18 protein-coding genes are annotated in these 17,952 nt (G+C 65.4%); 11 read left to right on the top strand and 7 right to left on the bottom strand.

The genetic code is table 11. From position 1 onward, the window contains the following. The first annotated feature begins 1 nt into the window (after position 1). The gene (locus E4487_RS04735; protein ID WP_175252806.1) at positions 2–1,105 is read left to right on the top strand and encodes a DUF1513 domain-containing protein; all 1,104 of its coding nucleotides are present in this window, start codon (positions 2–4) and stop codon (positions 1,103–1,105) included. 35 nt (positions 1,106–1,140) lie between these two features. On the opposite strand, the gene E4487_RS04730 is transcribed toward E4487_RS04735, so the two are convergent. Further along, a complete protein-coding gene (locus tag E4487_RS04730) occupies positions 1,141–2,166 on the bottom strand; it encodes a LacI family DNA-binding transcriptional regulator (protein ID WP_175252805.1) in 1,026 nt (341 codons plus the stop codon). 356 nt (positions 2,167–2,522) lie between these two features. Between E4487_RS04730 and E4487_RS04725 the strand changes: the two genes are divergently transcribed. From E4487_RS04725 to E4487_RS04700, 6 genes are all read left to right on the top strand, one after another. After that, a complete protein-coding gene (locus tag E4487_RS04725; RefSeq protein ID WP_175252804.1) occupies positions 2,523–3,350 on the top strand; it encodes an NAD(P)-dependent oxidoreductase in 828 nt (275 codons plus the stop codon). Between the two features lie 51 nt (positions 3,351–3,401). Next, positions 3,402–4,277 carry an SMP-30/gluconolactonase/LRE family protein gene (locus E4487_RS04720; protein ID WP_175252803.1) on the top strand — a complete coding sequence of 292 codons (876 nt, stop codon included), beginning with the start codon at positions 3,402–3,404 and terminating at the stop codon, positions 4,275–4,277. A gap of 78 nt (positions 4,278–4,355) precedes the next feature. After that, a complete protein-coding gene (locus tag E4487_RS04715) occupies positions 4,356–5,330 on the top strand; it encodes a TRAP transporter substrate-binding protein (RefSeq protein ID WP_175252802.1) in 975 nt (324 codons plus the stop codon). 56 nt (positions 5,331–5,386) lie between these two features. Next, positions 5,387–5,914: a TRAP transporter small permease gene (locus E4487_RS04710; RefSeq protein ID WP_037049193.1), complete on the top strand. Its 528-nt coding sequence runs from the start codon at positions 5,387–5,389 to the stop codon at positions 5,912–5,914. Further along, positions 5,914–7,194: a TRAP transporter large permease gene (locus E4487_RS04705; protein WP_037049195.1), complete on the top strand. Its 1,281-nt coding sequence runs from the start codon at positions 5,914–5,916 to the stop codon at positions 7,192–7,194. Before E4487_RS04710 ends, E4487_RS04705 begins: the two co-directional genes overlap by 1 nt. An 80-nt stretch (positions 7,195–7,274) precedes the next feature. After that, on the top strand, positions 7,275–8,177 hold the full coding sequence (locus E4487_RS04700) for a DMT family transporter (protein WP_037049197.1): 903 nt from the start codon (positions 7,275–7,277) through the stop codon (positions 8,175–8,177). 36 nt (positions 8,178–8,213) lie between these two features. On the opposite strand, the gene E4487_RS04695 is transcribed toward E4487_RS04700, so the two are convergent. Continuing rightward, positions 8,214–8,969: a FadR/GntR family transcriptional regulator gene (locus E4487_RS04695; RefSeq protein ID WP_047585788.1), complete on the bottom strand. Its 756-nt coding sequence runs from the start codon at positions 8,967–8,969 to the stop codon at positions 8,214–8,216. 100 nt (positions 8,970–9,069) lie between these two features. Between E4487_RS04695 and E4487_RS04690 the strand changes: the two genes are divergently transcribed. Together E4487_RS04690 and E4487_RS04685 are read left to right on the top strand one after the other, a co-directional pair. Continuing rightward, positions 9,070–9,945 carry an aldose 1-epimerase gene (locus E4487_RS04690; RefSeq protein WP_175252801.1) on the top strand — a complete coding sequence of 292 codons (876 nt, stop codon included), beginning with the start codon at positions 9,070–9,072 and terminating at the stop codon, positions 9,943–9,945. Between the two features lie 240 nt (positions 9,946–10,185). Continuing rightward, the gene (locus E4487_RS04685; RefSeq protein ID WP_037049204.1) at positions 10,186–10,407 is read left to right on the top strand and encodes a hypothetical protein; all 222 of its coding nucleotides are present in this window, start codon (positions 10,186–10,188) and stop codon (positions 10,405–10,407) included. An 11-nt stretch (positions 10,408–10,418) separates the two neighbouring features. Here E4487_RS04685 and E4487_RS04680 read toward each other — a convergent pair whose 3' ends face one another. Beyond that, positions 10,419–11,894 (bottom strand): helicase HerA-like domain-containing protein, encoded by a 1,476-nt coding sequence (locus E4487_RS04680; protein ID WP_150606035.1) that lies wholly within the window; start codon positions 11,892–11,894, stop codon positions 10,419–10,421. Between the two features lie 156 nt (positions 11,895–12,050). Between E4487_RS04680 and E4487_RS04675 the strand changes: the two genes are divergently transcribed. Then, on the top strand, positions 12,051–13,928 hold the full coding sequence (locus E4487_RS04675; protein WP_175252800.1) for a methyl-accepting chemotaxis protein: 1,878 nt from the start codon (positions 12,051–12,053) through the stop codon (positions 13,926–13,928). Between the two features lie 43 nt (positions 13,929–13,971). On the opposite strand, the gene E4487_RS04670 is transcribed toward E4487_RS04675, so the two are convergent. From E4487_RS04670 to purU, 3 genes are read right to left on the bottom strand one after another with little or no spacing between them, the layout of a single operon-like run. After that, on the bottom strand, positions 13,972–14,148 hold the full coding sequence (locus tag E4487_RS04670) for a hypothetical protein (RefSeq protein ID WP_167519182.1): 177 nt from the start codon (positions 14,146–14,148) through the stop codon (positions 13,972–13,974). Further along, complete coding sequence (locus tag E4487_RS04665) at positions 14,129–14,575, bottom strand: CBS domain-containing protein (protein WP_037049210.1); 447 nt, start codon at positions 14,573–14,575, stop codon at positions 14,129–14,131. Before E4487_RS04665 ends, E4487_RS04670 begins: the two co-directional genes overlap by 20 nt. A 45-nt stretch (positions 14,576–14,620) precedes the next feature. Then, positions 14,621–15,472 carry a formyltetrahydrofolate deformylase gene (gene purU, locus E4487_RS04660; protein ID WP_134677102.1) on the bottom strand — a complete coding sequence of 284 codons (852 nt, stop codon included), beginning with the start codon at positions 15,470–15,472 and terminating at the stop codon, positions 14,621–14,623. A 301-nt stretch (positions 15,473–15,773) separates the two neighbouring features. On the opposite strand from purU, the gene mvaT reads away from it, so the two are divergent. After that, entirely contained in the window at positions 15,774–16,148 is a 375-nt protein-coding gene (mvaT, locus tag E4487_RS04655) for a histone-like nucleoid-structuring protein MvaT (RefSeq protein ID WP_037049221.1), read from the top strand. A gap of 227 nt (positions 16,149–16,375) precedes the next feature. Here the strand turns inward: mvaT and sbcB are convergent, their stop codons facing one another. Next, positions 16,376–17,803 carry an exodeoxyribonuclease I gene (sbcB, locus tag E4487_RS04650; RefSeq protein ID WP_175252799.1) on the bottom strand — a complete coding sequence of 476 codons (1,428 nt, stop codon included), beginning with the start codon at positions 17,801–17,803 and terminating at the stop codon, positions 16,376–16,378. Positions 17,804–17,952 lie beyond the last annotated feature (149 nt).

Below are 17,952 nucleotides of genomic sequence, written 5' to 3'. Positions count from 1 at the left end.
CATGCAGCGCAGAACCTTCCTCGGCCTGGGCGCCGTGGCGGCGAGCCTGGCCGCCGCCGGCGCCTTCGGCAGCTGGACCCTGTTCGGCCCGTCCGGCCAGCCTCTGCTGCTGTCGGCCCGCGACGATGCCGACGGCAAGCACTATGCCGTGGGCTATCACCTCGATGGGCAGCAGGCCTTCGCCACCGCCGTGACCGAGCGCTGCCACGACGTGGTGCCGCACCCGAGCCTGCCGCTGGCGCTGTTCGTCGGCCGCCGGCCGAGCACCGAGAGCTACCTGATCGACACCCGCGACGGTCGTCTGCTGCAGACCCTGGTCGCTGCCGAAGGCCGCCACTACAACGGCCACGCGGTGTTTCACCAGGACGGCGACTGGCTCTACGCCACCGAGAACGACACCACAGAGCCAGGGCGCGGCGTGCTGGGCATCTATCGCCTGAACGGCGAACACCTCGAACGCAGCGGCGAACACAGCACCCACGGCGTGGGCCCTCACCAGCTGCTGTGGATGCCCGACGGCGAGACCCTGGTGGTCGCCAACGGCGGCATCCGCACCGAGGCGGAAAGCCGCGTGGAGATGAACCTCGACGCCATGGACTCCAGCCTGGTGCTGATGCGCCGCGATGGCAGCCTGGTCAGCCAGGAGAAACTGGCCGACCAGCAGAACAGCGTCCGTCACCTCGCCGTGGCCCGCGACGGCACCGTGGTCAGCGGCCAGCAGTACATGGGCGACCTGCATGACGCCGTGCCCCTGCTCGCCATCAAGCGTCCCGGCCAGGCCTTCCAGGCGTTCCCGCTGGGCGAGGCGCAACGGGCGATGATGAGCCAGTACACCGCCAGCCTGGCGATCCATGACGACCTGCGCCTGCTGGCGATGACCGCACCGCGCGGCAATCGCTTCTTCGTCTGGGACCTGGACAGCGCCGAGGTGCGCCTGGACGTGCCGCTGCCGGACTGTGCCGGGGTGGGCGCCGTCGCCGACGGTTTCGTCGTGACCTCGGGCCAGGGCCGCTGCCGCCTGTACGACTGCCGCGGCGAGCGCATCGTGGCCAAGGCCCTGGACCTGCCGGCCGGGCTCTGGGACAACCACCTGCGTCTGGGCTAGGCGCTGCAGCAAACGGTCGGCAATGCGCAGCAGGCTCAGGCGCTGCTGCGTTCGATGAGTTCGAAGCCCACGTCCAGGCGCAGCGGCTGGCGTCCGCTGGCCGGCTCGGCAATGCGCGCCAGCAGGGCCTCGGCGATGGCACGGCCGATGCGCGCCCCGTCCACCCGTACCGTGGACAGGGGCGGATGGGTGTGCGCCGCACTGGACAGGTCACCAAAGCCCATCACCGCCAGGTCCTCGGGCACGCGCAAGCCACGGCTGGCCGCCTCGGCCATCACCCCCTGCGCCAGGGTATCGGAACTGCACACCACCACCTCCCCGGCCGCGCCGGCCTGCAGCAGTCGCGCCAGGCCTTCGCGACCGACCGCCAGGGTCGCCGGCGCCGGCAACAACTGCGCGCTGACGGGTGCCTCCAGGCGTCCCTCCAGGGCCGCCACCAGGCTGCGATAACGGCGCAGGCCGCGCGGGTCGTCGATGCCCACCACCGACACACGCCGGTAGCCCTTGCCGAGCAGGTAGGTCGCCACTGCCTGGCCAACCGCCTCGTGAGAGAAGCCGACCAGCATGTCCAGCGGCCGCTCGCACAGGTCCCATGCCTCGACCAGCGGAATGCCGACCCGCGCCAGGCGCTCACGGCTGGCCTGGGTGTGCTCGGTGCCGGTCAGGACGATGCCGTCGGGGCGCCGCCCCAGCACCGCCTCGAGCAGCGCCTCCTCCTGCTCCGGGCGGTAGCCGGTCAGCCCCAGCAGGGTCTGGTAGCCCACCGCCGCCAGGTGGTCGGTCAGTGCCTGCACGGTGTCGGCGAAGATCGAGTTGGCGATGGTCGGCAGGAAGATCGCCACCAGCCGGCTGCGACTGGAGGCCAGCGAGCCCGCCGCCAGGTTGGGCACGTAGCCGGTAGCTCGCACCGCCTCCAGCACCCGCTTGCGCGTGGCATCGGTAACCACCTCCGGCCGCCCCAGGGCGCGCGACACGGTGATCGGCGATACCCCTGCGACCCTGGCCACGTCGATCAGCGTGGGCGCTGTGCTGCTGCGTATCCCGGCAGGTTTCCGGCTCATCTCACGGCTCCATCATGCACGGTTTCACACCCCGGCTCGCGTCATTCCCCCGAGCCGCAGTCATCATACAACTTTAGTCGAACGGCCAGCGCTGGCCGATATTCGCCACACCACCGTGCGGCACCTGGAACAGGCCTCGCGCCATCGCCTGGAGTGCAGAGAAAACGGCAGCAATGCAGATGGCATGCGGCTTCATCCGTTCCAGGCCGACTATAGAGGCATACCCGTGCGCAGAGCAAAGCCTGAGGAAAAGCCTCGATTATCACGTTGACAGCGCATCGGGTGCTGCTGATAATCGATCCATGTCATACGACAACGTATGACACCAAAACAACAACAAGAGTCCAGGCCACAGCATGAGCAGCACGTCCCGAGAGCTACGCCCCTTCGACCGCATTCTCCTGACCGGCGCCGCTGGCGGACTGGGCAAGGTACTGCGTGAACGCCTGCGCCCCTACGCCAACATCCTGCGCCTGTCCGACATCGGCGAGATGGCCCCCGCCGCCGGCCCGCACGAAGAAGTGGTGCACTGCGACCTGGCCGACAAGGCCGAGGTCCAGCGCCTGGTCGAAGGCGTGGATGCCATCCTGCATTTCGGCGGTGTCTCGGTCGAACGCCCCTTCGAGGAAATTCTCGGCGCCAACATCTGCGGCGTGTTCCACATCTACGAAGCGGCGCGCCGCCATGGCGTGAAGCGCGTGGTGTTCGCCAGCTCCAACCACGTCATCGGTTTCTACCAGCAGGACGAACGGCTCGACGCCCGCTCGGCGCGGCGCCCGGACGGCTACTACGGCCTCTCCAAGTCCTATGGCGAGGACATGGCCAGCTTCTACTTCGACCGCTACGGCATCGAGACCGTCAGCATCCGCATCGGCTCGTCGTTTCCCGAGCCGGCCAATCGCCGCATGATGAGCACCTGGCTGAGCTATGACGACCTCACCCAGCTGATCGAACGCTGCCTGTACACGGCCAACGTCGGCCATACCGTGGTCTACGGCATGTCGGACAATCGCGACGTTTGGTGGGACAACCACCTCGCCGCCCACCTCGGCTTCCAGGCCAGGGACAGCTCCGAAGTGTTCCGCGACAAGGTCGAGGCGCAACCGCTGCCAGCCGCCGACGACCCCGCGCGCATCTACCAGGGCGGCGCCTTCGTGGCCGCCGGCCCGTTCGGCGACGACTGACGCCCGCACGCCCCGCTCCTGCCCCGACAACAACCAGAGCACACCACGGCCATGTCAGCAGAACTGATTGTCGACGCACGCAACGCGACCGGAGAAAGCCCGGTATGGAACGCCGCGGAACAGGCACTGTACTGGGTCGACATTCCCGCAGGCCGGCTGCATCGCTGGTCCGTGGCCGATGGCCAGACGCAGAGCTGGCAGGCCGATGAAATGCTCGCCTGCCTGGCCATGCACCCGTCCGGTGGCTGGCTCGCCGGCATGCAGAGCGGCCTCTTCCACCTGCGCCCGCAGGACGATGGCGGCATCCGCAGCGAGTGCCTGGCACGCGTCGAACACCCTCGCCCGCAGATGCGCTTCAACGACGGTCGCTGCGACCGCCAGGGACGTTTCTGGGCCGGCACGATGCTGCTGGACATGGCCGCCGGTGCCCGCGTCGGCGCGCTGTATCGCTACGACGGCCAGCTGCAGCAGCGGCTCGACGACCTCATCGTGCCCAATGGCCTGGCCTTCAGCCCCGATGGCCGGATCATGTACCTGTCCGACTCGCACCCGACGGTGCAGGCGGTCTGGACCTTCGACTACGACACGGACAGCGGCACACCACACAACCGCCGCCTGTTCATCGACATGACGCGCCACCCCGGCCGCCCGGACGGCGCGGCGGTGGACGTCGACGGTTGCTACTGGATCTGCGGCAACGACGCCGGGCTGGTCCATCGCTTCACCCCCGACGGCCGCCTGGACCGCTCGCTCGCGGTTCCGGTGCAGAAACCCGCCATGTGCGCCTTCGGCGGGCCGCACCTGGACACCCTGTTCGTCACCTCGATCCGCCCCGCCGGCGACGTTTCCGAGCAGCCGCTGGCCGGCGGTGTGTTCGCCCTGAGCCCTGGCGTGCGCGGCATGGCCGAACCGGCCTTGCGCCCCTGATCCGATTCACCCCGGGCCACCTCGTGGCACCGGTCTCGCGCTGCTGTTCACCAACAACAACAAGACGGAGCTTTCCGCATGAACCTCAAACGCAAGTTGCTACTCGCCACACTTCCTCTGGCTCTCGGCCTGTCCACCTTCGCCCAGGCCGAGATGACCCTGAAGATCGCTGAAATCCACCCGGCCGGCTACCCGACCGTGGTGGCCATGGACAACCTCGGCAAGAAGCTGGATGTAGCGACCGCTGGCGAGATCAAGTCGCGCATGTTCGCTGGCGGCGTACTCGGTTCGGAGAAGGAAGTGATCGAGCAGACCCAGATCGGCGCCGTGCAGCTGACCCGCGTCAGCCTCGGCTCGGTCGGCCCGGTCGTCCCCGCCACCAACGTCTTCAACATGCCCTTCGTGTTCCGCGACATCGCGCACATGCGCAAGGTGATCGACGGCGAGATTGGCCAGGAAATCCTCGATGCCATCACCAACTCCGACTTCAACATGGTCGGCCTGGCGTGGATGGAAGCCGGCAGCCGCAGCCTCTACACCAAGAAGCCGGTGCGCAAGCTGGAAGACCTCAAGGGCATGAAGATCCGCGTGATCGGCAACCCGCTGTTCATCGACACCCTCAACGCCATGGGCGCCAACGGCATCGCCATGGACACCGGGGAAATCTTCAGCGCCCTGCAGAGCGGCGTGATCGACGGTGCCGAGAACAACTCGCCGACCCTGCTCGAACACAACCACTTCCGCGCGGCCAAGTACTACACCCAGACCCACCACCTGATCCTCCCCGAGCCGCTGCTGATGTCCAAGACCACCTGGAACAAGCTGACGCCGGAGCAGCAGGCGCTGGTCAAGAAGCTGGCCAAGGAAGCGCAGCTGGAAGAGCGCGAGCTGTGGGTCGCCAAGGAAAAGGCCAGCGACGAGAAGCTCAAGGCCGAGGGCGTCGAGTACATCGAGGTCGACACCAAGCCGTTCTACGACGCCACCGCCCCGGTCCGTGAGAAGTACGGCGCGCAGTTCGCCGACCTGATCAAGCGCATCGAAGCCGTTCAGTAATCCACGCGCAGCACGCGGCGTGCGCCCCGGCCACGTCGCGTCACCGGTGAAGTCTCATGAAAAACCTGGTTCTGGGCGTCAACGACGCCATCTACCGTGCCTGTATCGCGACCGCCGGGCTGGCGATCGTGATCATGGCCCTGATCATCCCCTGGGGCGTGTTCAGCCGCTACGCACTCGGCCAGGGCCTCGGCTGGCCCGAGCCTGTGGCCATCCTGCTGATGGTGCTGTTCACCTTCATCGGCGCCGCCGCCAGCTACCGTGCCGGCGCACACATGGCGGTACAGGTGCTGAGCGATCGCCTGCCGGACATGGCGCAACCCTTTCTCACCCTGTTCGTGCGCCTGGCCATGGGTGCCATCAGCCTGTTCATGCTGATCTGGGGCTACAAGCTGTGCGTCGCCACCTGGAATCAGTACCTCAGCACGCTGACCTGGATGCGCGTCGGCATCAGCTACGCGCCGATTCCGCTGGGCGGCTTCGTCACCCTGCTGTTCGTCATCGAACAACTGCTCTACGGCGATCAGCACAAGCGCCGCGTCGTCGATTACGAGAACTGCGAAGATTCCAAGGAGTCCGTGTAATGGATGCCGCCATCCTGCTGGGCAGCTTCATCGCCCTGATCCTGCTGCGCGTCCCGGTCGCCTACGCCCTTGGCCTGGCGACCCTGATCGGCGCCTGGTGGATCGAGATTCCGCTGCACGCCGTGATGATCCAGATCGCCGGCGGCGTGAACAAATTCTCCCTGCTGGCCATCCCCTTCTTCGTCCTGGCCGGCGCGATCATGGCCGAAGGCGGCATGGCGCGGCGCCTGGTGGCGTTCGCCGGGGTTCTGGTGGGCTTCGTCCGCGGCGGCCTGTCGCTGGTCAACATCACCGCCTCGACCTTCTTCGGCGCCATCTCCGGCTCGTCGCTGGCCGATACCGCCTCGGTCGGCTCGGTGCTGATCCCGGAAATGGAGAAGAAAGGCTATCCGCGCGAGTTCTCCACCGCCGTCACCGTCTCCGGTTCGGTGCAGGCGCTGCTGACCCCGCCCAGCCACAACTCGGTGATCTACTCGCTGGCCGCCGGTGGCACGGTGTCGATCGCCGCGCTGTTCGTCGCCGGCATCGGCCCCGGCCTGCTGCTCAGCGCCACCATGGCCACGCTCTGCCTGCTGTTCGCCAGAAAGCGCAACTACCCCAAGGGCGAAGTGATCCCGCTGCGCCAGGCGCTGCAGATCTGCGTGGAAGCGCTGTGGGGCCTGATGACCATGGTGATCATCCTCGGCGGCATCCTCAGCGGCGTGTTCACCGCCACCGAGTCGGCAGCCGTGGCGGTGGTCTGGGCCTTCTTCGTGACCATGTTCATCTACCGCGACTACAAGTGGAGCGAGCTGCCGAAGATGCTGCACCGCACGGTGCGCACCCTGTCGATCGTGATGATCCTCATCGCCTTCGCCGCCAGCTTCGGCTACATCATGACGCTGATGCAGATTCCGTCGAAGATCACCACCGCGTTCCTGACCCTGTCGGACAACCGCTACGTGATCCTGATGTGCGTGAACTTCATGCTGCTGGTGCTCGGCACCCTGATGGACATGGCCCCGCTGATCCTGATCCTCACCCCGATCCTGCTGCCCGTGGTCACCTCGTTCGGCGTCGACCCGGTGCACTTCGGCATGATCATGCTGGTCAATCTGGGCATCGGTCTGATCACACCACCGGTAGGTGCGGTACTCTTCGTCGGTGCCGCCATCGGCAAGGTCAGCATCGAGAACACCGTGAAGGCTCTGCTGCCGTTCTACATCGCGCTGTTCGCGGTACTGATGGCCGTGACCTACATCCCTGCCATCTCCCTCTGGCTGCCCAGCGTGGTGCTGTAAGTCATCGGCTGCAGGTCGTCGATCCATCCCGAGCCGCCTTCCGGGCGGCTCCTTGCTGTATGAGGACATTTCGCTCCGCCATGTCTGCCGCCCTCTTCCCCCGGCACATCGCCGCCCTGATTCTCGCGACGCTGGCCTGCTCGTTCGCCGGCAACCACATCGCCGCACGCATCGCCTTCGACCATGAAGCCGGCCTGCTGCTGGCGATCCTCTGCCGCTCCGGGGTGACCCTGCTGGTGCTCAGTGCGCTGGTGCTCTGGCAGCGCGACTCGCTGCGCCTGAAGCGCGAGACCTGGGGCTGGCAACTGCTGCTGGGCACGCTGATCGCGGTGCAGAGCTTCTGCATCTATTCGGCGGTGGCGCGCATTCCGGTCGGCCTGGCCCTGCTGGTGGTCAACCTGTCGCCGATCCTGCTCGCCCTGCTGACCTGGATACTCGGCGGCCCGGCACCAACCCGCCGGGCCGCGGTGATCATGGGCGTGATCCTGATCGGCCTGATGCTGGTGCTGGATGTACCAGCGCGCCTGGCCAGCCAGGGGGCCATCGACGAGCGCTGGGTCGAGGGTGTGCTGTTCAGCCTGACCGCCGCCGGCGTCTTCGCCGTGGCACTGTGGGTCACCGAGCACCGCCTCTCGGCCATGCCCGGCCGGGTCCGCAGCATGCTGACCATGGCGGTGGTGTTCAGCCTCTCGGCCATGGTCGGCGCCAGCGGCGCCCTGCCCGGTGGCGTGGGCCTGCCCAACGCACTCGCCGGCTGGATCGCCCTGGGCGTGCTGGTGACGCTCTACGGAACGGCGTTCTCGCTGCTGTTCATCCTCATGCCGCGCCTGGATATCGCGCGTAATGCACCGGTGATGAACATGGAGCCGGTCGCCGGCATGCTGTTCGGCTGGCTAATCCTCGGCCAGCTGCTCGGCGCCCTGCAGGTGCTCGGCGGTCTGATCGTGGTCGGCGGCATCATCGCCCTGGCCTACCGCCGCTAGGCGACGCGCATGGACAGCACGCGCACCGCCACCGAATCAGCCGTGCAGCGCTTCGGCCTCGGCCGCCTCGTGCGCCTGCCGCAGGCGCTCACGGCTGTTGGTCAGGTGCAGGCGCATCGCCGCCCGCGCGGCCTCGGCATCCTGGCGGGCGATGGCCTCGAAGATCTGCTCGTGCTCACGCTCCAGGCGCGCCATGTAGTGGGTCTGATCGTCACGCGCCAGGCTGGCGGAATTGACCCGGGTACGCGGGATGATGCTGGTCCCCAGGTGGCTGAGGATATCGGTGAAGTAACGGTTGCCCGTGGCCTCGGCGATGCTCAGGTGGAACTGGAAATCCGAGGAGACCGCGTCACTGGCATGCGCCACGCTCTCGTTGATGGCATCCAACGCCTCGCGAATGGCTTTCAGCTGGGCATCGCTGCGCCGCTGCGCCGCCATCCCGGCGGACTCCACTTCGAGGCTGATGCGCAGCTCGAGAATGGCCAGCACGTCACGCAGCGTGACGATGGTCGCCGGGTCGATACGAAAACCACTGGCGCTGGGGGTATCGAGCACGAAGGTGCCGATCCCGTGGCGCGTCTCCACCAGCCCGGCGGCCTGCAGACGCGACAGGGCCTCGCGTACCACGGTACGGCTGACACCCTGTTCTTCCATGATGGCCGACTCGGTGGGCAACTTCTCACCACGCTTGATCTGGCCGTCACGAATGCGCTGCGACAGCTCCGCCACCAGCTCCTGGGCCAGGCTGCGGTGCTTGCGACGAGCACGAGGTTGAGCGTTGTGCATTTCCATGATGGATGAGCTCTCGACTTGATACTGTGCGGCAATGATAGCCCAGCGGTTGTACGATGACACTATGAATTCCCGACAAATCCAGGCTCAGGGGCGGCACATGGCGACGACCTTGCTGACGTTAGGCGACGATCTCACCCAGTTGACCCTGGCCCCGGAGCTGGGCGCCAGCCTGGTCAACTGGAGTCGGCGCAGCGATGGCCGCCCGCTGCTGCGCCACAGCGACGACCTCGCGCTGGCCGCCGGCAATCCCAGACGCCTGGCCTGCTACCCGTTGCTACCATGGTCCAACCGCATCGGCGGCGGCGGCTTCGACACCCCGGCTGGCTGGCAGGCGCTCGTGGCCAATACCGAGCATGAGGCACTGCCCATACACGGCAGTGCCTGGCAGCAGCCCTGGCAGGTGGTCAACGTGACATCGGACAGCGCCCGGCTGCAGCTGCACAGCCAGCACCCCTTCCCCTACCACGCGGATCTGCAGGTGCGGCTCGATGCGGGGCGCCTGCAGCTGAGCCTGCAAGCCACTCATGCGGGGAGCCAGCCCACCTGGTATGGCCTCGGCCTGCATCCCTACCTGCCACGCAACGCCCACACACAGTTGCAGGTGCAAGCCAGCGGTGTCTGGTTAAGTGATGAAAACAAGTTGTCCAGTCGCTGGATCGAGTTGCCCGAAGTCTGGAACTTCGACGCCCCCGCTGCATTACCGGCGCAAGTTGTCGACCATGCCTTCAGCGGGTGGCCCGGTCATGCGCGAATCATTCAGCACGATGGCGACTACCAACTTCTCTGCGAAGCACAGGGCGCGGAAGTATTTCTATTGTTCTGCCCGCAGGACCAGCCCTTCTTCTGTTTCGAGCCGGTCAGCCACCCGGTCAACGCCCACCATCTGCCGGGGCGTCCGGGGCTGCACTTGCTGCAACCCGGGCAAACTTGCCGGTTGACTGTCACCCTGCACTACCAGGCGCTGGCCAACTGATCACTGGACATTCATCGGACGTCGGCGATAATACGCCTCCGTTGCACCACGCAACTTTTCTCGACGAATAGTTACAGATACTCGTAACAACCGAGACAGGAGAACGATGCCGGCATGTCATGCCGCATTGCACGCTCCCCCGCCAGTCGACGCGAACTTTCCATGCACGCCAGGCCGAAACTGATCGACCTGATATTGCGCGCGTCATCTGGATCGATCAGGAACCTACAGGTAAACCCCGTGACGAAAGACGAACTGCGCGCAGAACTAGAGCGCCAGGCGCAGCGTTACAAGGATGTATACGGCGGTGAGGTCATCACCTACGCTGCTCAACCGGACCCCGACCGCAAACCCTGGCGCAAGAAACCCAGCCTGCTCGACCAGGCCTTCGACAAAGAAATCGAGAAGATCGAGAAGGAACGCCAGGACAAGCAGGACGCCGCCGACGAAGCCGCCGGCTAGCGCCCTTCCGCTCAGCGCTTCTTGCTGCCGAGCAGCGACCCCATGAGTCCACGCACCAGCTGCCGGCCAATCTGGTTGGCGGCCTGGCGCAGCGCGCTCTTCATCGCACTGCCAATCAGCTCGCCGGCCATGTCGCCCAGCCCGGGCTCGGCCTTCTGCGGCTTCTGCGCGGTCTTGGCCGGCGCCTCCTGGCGCGCTTCGGCACGGGCGGTCAGCAGCTCGTAGGCCGACTCGCGGTCGATGGGCTTGTCGTAGCGCCCTGCCAACGGCGACTGGCGCACCAGCGCCGCGCGCTCGGCCTCGCTCAGCGGCCCGATGCGTGACTGCGGCGGCGCGATGGCCACGCGCTGCACCATGGCCGGCGTGCCCTTGTCCTCCAGCGTGCCGACCAGCGCCTCGCCGATCCCCAGTTCGGTGAGCACGCTCAGGCTGTCGAACGCCGGATTGGGGCGAAAGCCGTCGGCAACCGCGCGCAGCGCCTTCTGTTCCTTGGTGGTGAACGCCCGCAGGCCATGCTGGATACGCAGGCCGAGCTGGGCCAGCACGTCATCGGGCAGGTCGCTGGGCGACTGGGTGACGAAATACACCCCGACGCCTTTCGAACGGATCAGTCGCACCACCTGCTCCAGACGCTCCTGCAGCGCCTTCGGCGTGCCCTCGAAGAGCAGATGCGCTTCGTCGAAGAACAGCGCCAGTACCGGCTTGTCGGCGTCGCCCCGTTCCGGCAACTGCTCGAACAGCTCGGCCAGCAGCCAGAGCAGGAAGGTCGCGTAGACCTTCGGCGCCTCGTGCACCAGGCGACTGGCATCGAGCAGATGGATGCGGCCACGGCCGTCACGATCCGGATGCAGGAGATCCTCCAGTTGCAGGGCCGGCTCGCCGAACAGGGCTTCGGCGCCCTGCTGCTCCAGGCCCGCCAGGCGGCGCAACAGCGCCTGCGCCGAGGTGCTGGTGAACAGCGCGGCATCCTCGCCGAGCACCGCCGGGTTGTCCTTGAGATGGCCGAGCAGCGCCTTCAGGTCCTTCATGTCGAGCAGCAGCAGGCCTTCGCGATCCGCCACCTTGAACGCCGCATACAGGGCGGCCTGCTGACTGTCGGTCAGCTCCAGCAGGGCGCTCAGCAACAGCGGGCCCATCTCGCTGAGCGTGGTGCGCAACGGGTGACCGCTGCGACCATGCACATCCCACAGGGTCACGGGGTACGCCTGCGGCTGGTGATTCAGCCACGGCATGCTGGCGATGCGTTCGGCGACCTTGCCCTGCGGCGTGCCAGCGGCGCCGAGACCGCAGAGGTCACCCTTGACGTCCGCGGCGAACACCGCCACGCCGGCATCACTGAAGGTCTCGATCAGGCGTTGCAAGGTCACGGTCTTGCCGGTACCGGTCGCCCCGGCGATCAGGCCGTGACGGTTGGCCAGACGCAACGGCTGGCCGACGGCCTGACCGTCGCTACCCGCCCCCAATACGAACTGCGAATTCAAAGGCATCTTGCCATCCCCTGGGTTAAAGCTTTACTGCAACTATGACGATACAGGCTTGAAAGCAACAGCGGCGCGCTCGTGCCACGGCAGCTACGCGGCGCAGCGCATTGTGCCGCGGTGGAATACAAGACTGGTTCCAGAGGCCTCCGGAAGCAAGACGATATGACTAAAAACCTGCAGTTCAGCCACAAGATCCTGCTCGCCGCGTCGTTGGTGGTGATCGTCGCCTTTTCCCTGTTCACCCTCTACAACGACTACCTGCAGCGCAACGCCATTCGCGACGACCTGGAAAACTACCTGCATGAAATGGGCGACGTCACGGCCAGCAACATCCAGAACTGGCTGTCCGGGCGCATCCTGCTGGTGGAAAGTGCCGCGCAGTCGATCAGCAACGACAGCTCGCCGGAGCGCGTGACCAAGCTGCTGGAGCAGAAGGCCCTGACCTCGTCCTTCGCCTTCACCTACCTCGGCACCGAGAACGGCGAGTTCACCATGCGCCCCGACGAGGAAATGCCCGCCGACTACGACCCTCGCGTGCGCCCCTGGTACAAGGACGCCAAGGCCGCTGGCGGCACCACCCTGACCGAGCCCTACGTCGACGCCGCGACCAGCGAGCTGATCATCACCATCGCCACGCCAGCGCAGTCGGCAGGCGTGGTGGGCGGCGACCTGAGCCTGCAGACCCTGGTCGACATCATCAACGCGCTGGACTTCGACGGCATCGGCTATGCCTTCCTGGTCAGCTCCGACGGCGAGATTCTCGTGCACCCGGACAAGAGCCTGGTGATGAAGAACCTCAAGGACGTCTATCCACAGAACACCCCCGTGATCAGCAACGCCTTCAGCGAAGCCACGCTGGACGGCAGCGAGCGCATCCTGACCTTCACGCCGGTCAAGGGGCTGCCCTCGGTCAGCTGGCACATCGGCCTGTCCGTGGACAAGGCCAAGGCCTACTCGATGCTCACCGAGTTCCGTGCCTCGGCGATCATCGTCACGATCATCGCCGTGGTGCTGATCATCGGCCTGCTGGGCCTGCTCATTCGCGTGCTGATGCGACCGCTGATCACCATGGGCAAGGCCATGGAGGACATCGCCCAGGGCGAGGGTGACCTGACCAAGCGCCTCGACATCGAATCCGGTGATGAATTCGGTGCCCTGGCCAGCTCCTTTAACCGCTTCGTCGAACGTATCCACTCGTCGATCCGCGAGGTGTCGTCGGCCACCGTGCAGGTCAACGAAGTGGCCAAGCTGGTGGTCAATGCCTCCAACTCGTCGATGGCCAACTCCGATGAACAGGCCAGCCGCACCAACAGCGTCGCGGCGGCGATCAACCAGCTCGGCGCCGCCGCCCAGGAGATCGCGCGCAACGCCGCGGACGCCTCCAACCAGGCGTCCGATGCCCGTCACCAGGCCGAGGACGGCGGCAAGGTGGTGCAACAGGCGATCCGCTCGATGAGCGAGCTGTCGGACAAGATCAGCGACGCCTGCGCCAAGATCGAGATGCTCAACAGCAAGACCGTGGACATCGGCCAGATTCTTGAGGTGATCAAGAGCATTTCCCAGCAGACCAACCTGCTCGCCCTCAACGCGGCGATCGAGGCCGCTCGCGCAGGCGAGGCCGGTCGCGGCTTCGCGGTGGTGGCGGACGAGGTGCGCAACCTGGCGCACCGCACCCAGGAGTCGGCGCAGGAAATCGAGAAGATGATCGAAGAGCTGCAGGTCGGCTCACGCGAATCGGTCACCACCATGACCGAGAGCCAGCGCTACAGCGAAGACAGCGTGGAAATCGCCAACCAGGCCGGCGAACGGCTGGGCACGGTCACCGCGCGCATCGGCGAGATCGATGGCATGAACCAGTCGGTGGCCACCGCCACGGAGGAACAGACCTCGGTGATCGAGTCGCTGAACATGGACATCATCGAAATCAACACCCTCAACCAGGAGGGCGTGGAGAACCTCCAGGCCACCCTGCGTGCCTGCGGCGACCTGGAGCAGCAGGCTGTGCGCCTCAAGCACCTGGTCGACAGCTTCCGCATCTGAGGCACATCTGGCTCATGAGAAAGGGCGCCGTGGCGCCCTTTCTTCATTCCTGCCCGGAGGTTCGTTCCTGCTGCTCCTGCAGCTGCCGCCAGAGCTCCGCAGCGTCGGGGAAATCGGTGCCATCCTCGTCGCCGAGTGCATCCGGGTCGTAGCGCCGCACGCAGCCTTCACCGAGCGTCGGCGGCGCCTTGGACGTGGCCTTATCCAACGGATCGCTCATTGCCACTCCCCTCGCCGGCACCGCGTTCATGCTGGGCGAATTCCTTGACCGCCCTGAGCACGTCGTGCCGGCTGATCTGTCCGACCAGGCGACCGTCCTCGATCACCGGCATGCGCCGACGCCGCCCGCGCAGGAAACGCTCCGACAACTCGATGATGTCCGCCTCGGGGGTCACCGTCTCGACCTGGGTGGTCATGTACGAGCTGACGGTGCCGCCGATGGCTTCGTAATAGGCGCCGGAGAGGATGCCACGCAGGCAGTCGCTCTCCGACAACAGCCCGATCAGGTGCCCTTGCGAATCGACCACCGGCGCCCCGGAAATACGGTGCTCCAGCAGCCGGTTGATGGCGGTGAACAGATCGGTATCCGACCTGAAGGTCACCAGCCGCCGAGTCATATAGTCACGAACCTTGATGGACTTGAGCATGGCCGTTCTCCTCTGACATGCACCGGGCCGGCCCATGCGCCAAGATCAGTCGAAAACCACCGTCTTGTTGTCGTGAACCAGCACTCGGTCTTCCAAGTGATAGCGTAGCCCACGCGACAGCACCATCTTCTCCACGTCCTTGCCCAGACGCACCATTTCCTCGATATCGTCGCGGTGGCTGACGCGCACGACGTCCTGCTCGATGATCGGCCCGGCATCCAGTTCTTCGGTCACGTAGTGGGACGTCGCGCCGATCAGCTTCACGCCACGCAGCGAGGCCTGGTGGTAGGGTTTGGCGCCGACGAAGGACGGCAGGAAGCTGTGGTGGATGTTGATCACGCGCTGCGCGTACTCGGTGCACAGTGCCGGCGGCAGGATCTGCATGTAGCGCGCCAGGACGATGACGTCGGCCTGATGCTCCTTGACCAGACGCTCAACCTCGGCGAAGGCCGGCGCCTTGTCCCTGGCATCGACCGGCACATGGAAATAGGGAATGCCGTGCCACTCGACCATGCTACGCAGGTCGTCATGGTTGGCGATCACGCAGGGGATGTCGCAATCCAGCTCGTTGCTGTGCCAACGGTGCAGCAGGTCGGCCAGGCAATGCGATTCGCGGCTGGCCATCAGCACCACGCGCTTCTTCTGCGCCGAATCGGTGACACGCCACTCCATGGAGAACTCGCGTGCGATGGGCGCGAAGGCCTGCTTGAAACCCTCCAGGTCGAACGGCAGGGAGTCGGCACGAATCTCGTGGCGCATGAAGAACCAGCCACTCTGCGTATCGGAGTGATGGCTCGCTTCGGTAATCCAGCCGTTGTAGGTCGCGAGGAAATTACTGACTTTGGCAACGATGCCGACGCGGTCAGGGCAGGAAATGATCAATCTGAAGGTACGCATAACTAAAACCCCAAGGACGGCGCAAAAGGCGGCCATTCTAACGGCAAGCCTGAAAAACTGCAGTAGCAGCGCGGCTGACGGCGCATTGAATACAGGCGCTGCAAGCGCGCAAGAATCGGCGCACTGCCAAGCGGGAAACTTGGAAAACTCCGGAAATAGGCAAACTGAACTAAGCGCGACGACACGGGAAGTTTCAGCACAACTCGGTTATTTCACCCCCCGCTGTTTACTTGCTATAAGTGCACGCCTATTATTCACTCACTGTTGACCCTTACAGATAATTCACGCCAAGGTAATGCCCATGTCGCTGATCAACGAATACCGCAACATCGAAGAAAACATCAAAGAGCTGCAAGAACGCCTGAAGAACATGTCGCAAGACGACAAGCTGAAGAAAGAGCTGGAGTTCGAAGGCAAGCTGCGCACCCTGATGGGCGAATACCAGAAGTCGCTGCGCGACATCATTGCCCTGCTCGACCCGGAAGCCAAAGTTGGCAAGAGCACGCGTGCGGCCAAACCTGTAGCCACCAAGCGTGCGCGCAAGGTCAAGCAGTACAAGAACCCGCACAGCGGCGAAGTGATCGAAACCAAAGGCGGCAACCACAAGACCCTGAAAGAGTGGAAAGCCAAGTGGGGCGCTGACGTCGTGGAAGGTTGGGCCACCCTGCTGGGTTGATGCTTTCCCCCAGCGCAAAACGCCAGCCATGCTGGCGTTTTTTATTGCCGTCCGTTTGTAGAAACTGACCGGGCAAACAGCTTCAGGCAATTATCGCCGACCGGCGAAAAGTTCCCGCAACATGAGCGCCGGCACAGCCACCGCGTATACCTCCGCGCAATAAACCGCCCCGCTGCCAGCCGACAACTGGCGCCCCGCTTCAACAGCTCCCAGGCACTTGCATGGCCTCACGCCAGGCGCGCCTGCACCGCCTGCGCATGAGCATGCCACTGCTGCAGAAGTTGCAGTTGCTGCGCATTGCAATCTTGACTCAGCTGTTCGAGCGCGGCGTGAAACTGCGCCAGGGTATTGGGGGCACCGAATTGTGGATCGTTCAGACGCTGCCTGCAGAACTCCAGCCAACGCTGCTGTTCGGCGGAACTCAGGCTGCCGGGGAAGTTGCGCGCGCGATAACGAAACAGCAGTTCCGGCAGGCGTATATCGTCGAATGGCCATTTATCGCTGGCCAGTGCCTCGGGCGATGCATTACGCACCTGTTCGCACAAACGACGATCACGGTCGCCAATGAAGCCATCGTACAGCTGTTGTTCAGGATCGGAACTGCCGGCAAAGGCTTCTTCGCGATAGACATCGGCAAGTTTCGCCTGCCAGGACGCCTGTGTGTCCTTCAATGTCTGCACGTTACGCTCGCAGGCGGGCCAGTCCAGCTGCAGCCGCTGCCGGTCCGACTCACGCAGTACCGACAGCGGCGCCACCACCGGACAGCGGTTGATGTGCAACAACTTCAAGGGCACCGGCGCCTCACCCTCTGCCAGGTCCTCACGGCGCGTGTACAGGCGCTCGCGCAGCGTATCGGCGTCCAGCTCGAGCAAGGGTGCAGGGTCGGCCTGCAGGTCGCAGACGATCAGCGCGTTGCGGTTGCGCGGGTGCCAGGCCAGCGGCAGCACCGGCGCCAGGTAGTGACGCGCGGCGGAAAAACGCCCGGAGACATGCACCAGCGGCTGCAACAGGCGCACCTGATCCAGCACCCGCTGCTTGCTGCGCAACTGGTACAGGAAGTCATACAGCCGTGGCTGGCGCTCGCGCAGCAGGCGCGCCAGGCCGATGGTCGCGCGCACGTCGGAGAGCGCGTCGTGGGCCTGGCCATGGTCGATGCCGTTGGCCTGGGTCAGCCTCTCCAGCTTGAGCGATACGCGCCCGGCCTCCTCCGGCCACTCGATCCCCTCGGGGCGCAGCGCATAGGCGGTGCGCACCAGATCGATCAGGTCCCAGCGGCTGTTGCCACTCTGCCACTCCCGCGCATAGGGGTCGAAGAAGTTGCGGTAGAGGCTGTAGCGCGTCACCTCGTCGTCGAAGCGCAGGCTGTTGTAGCCGGCGCCACAGGTGCCCGGCGCCGCGAGCGCGGCATGCACCCGCGTCATGAACTCGCCTTCGTCGAGCCCCAGCTGCTGCAGGCGTTGCGGATCGATGCCGGTGACCAGGCAGGCCGCCGGATGCGGCAGGATGTCATCGCTGGGCCGACAGTAGATGTTCAGCGGTTCGCCGATCTCGTTGAGTGCTTCATCGGTACGAATGCCCGCCACCTGCAACGGGCGGTCGCAACGCGGATTGATCCCGGTGGTTTCGTAGTCGTACCAGAAGATGCTGGCAGTCATGGGCGGCTTCCCTCCGAGGCAAATGTGCCGGGAGTCTACCATTCGCGTCCGGGCGCACCGAGCCGGGCGAAGCATGAACCAGCGCACAGCCATCGCATCCGCGTGCGCCTACCTCTTGTAAGGCGCGCGCCCTTGCCACTAGGATTACC

The organism is Pseudomonas sp. BMW13, assembly GCF_013357275.1.
GTDB lineage: Bacteria > Pseudomonadota > Gammaproteobacteria > Pseudomonadales > Pseudomonadaceae > Aquipseudomonas > Aquipseudomonas khazarica.
The sequence above is the reverse complement of the archived record's forward strand: the minus strand, read 5'-3'. Positions and strand labels throughout refer to the sequence as shown.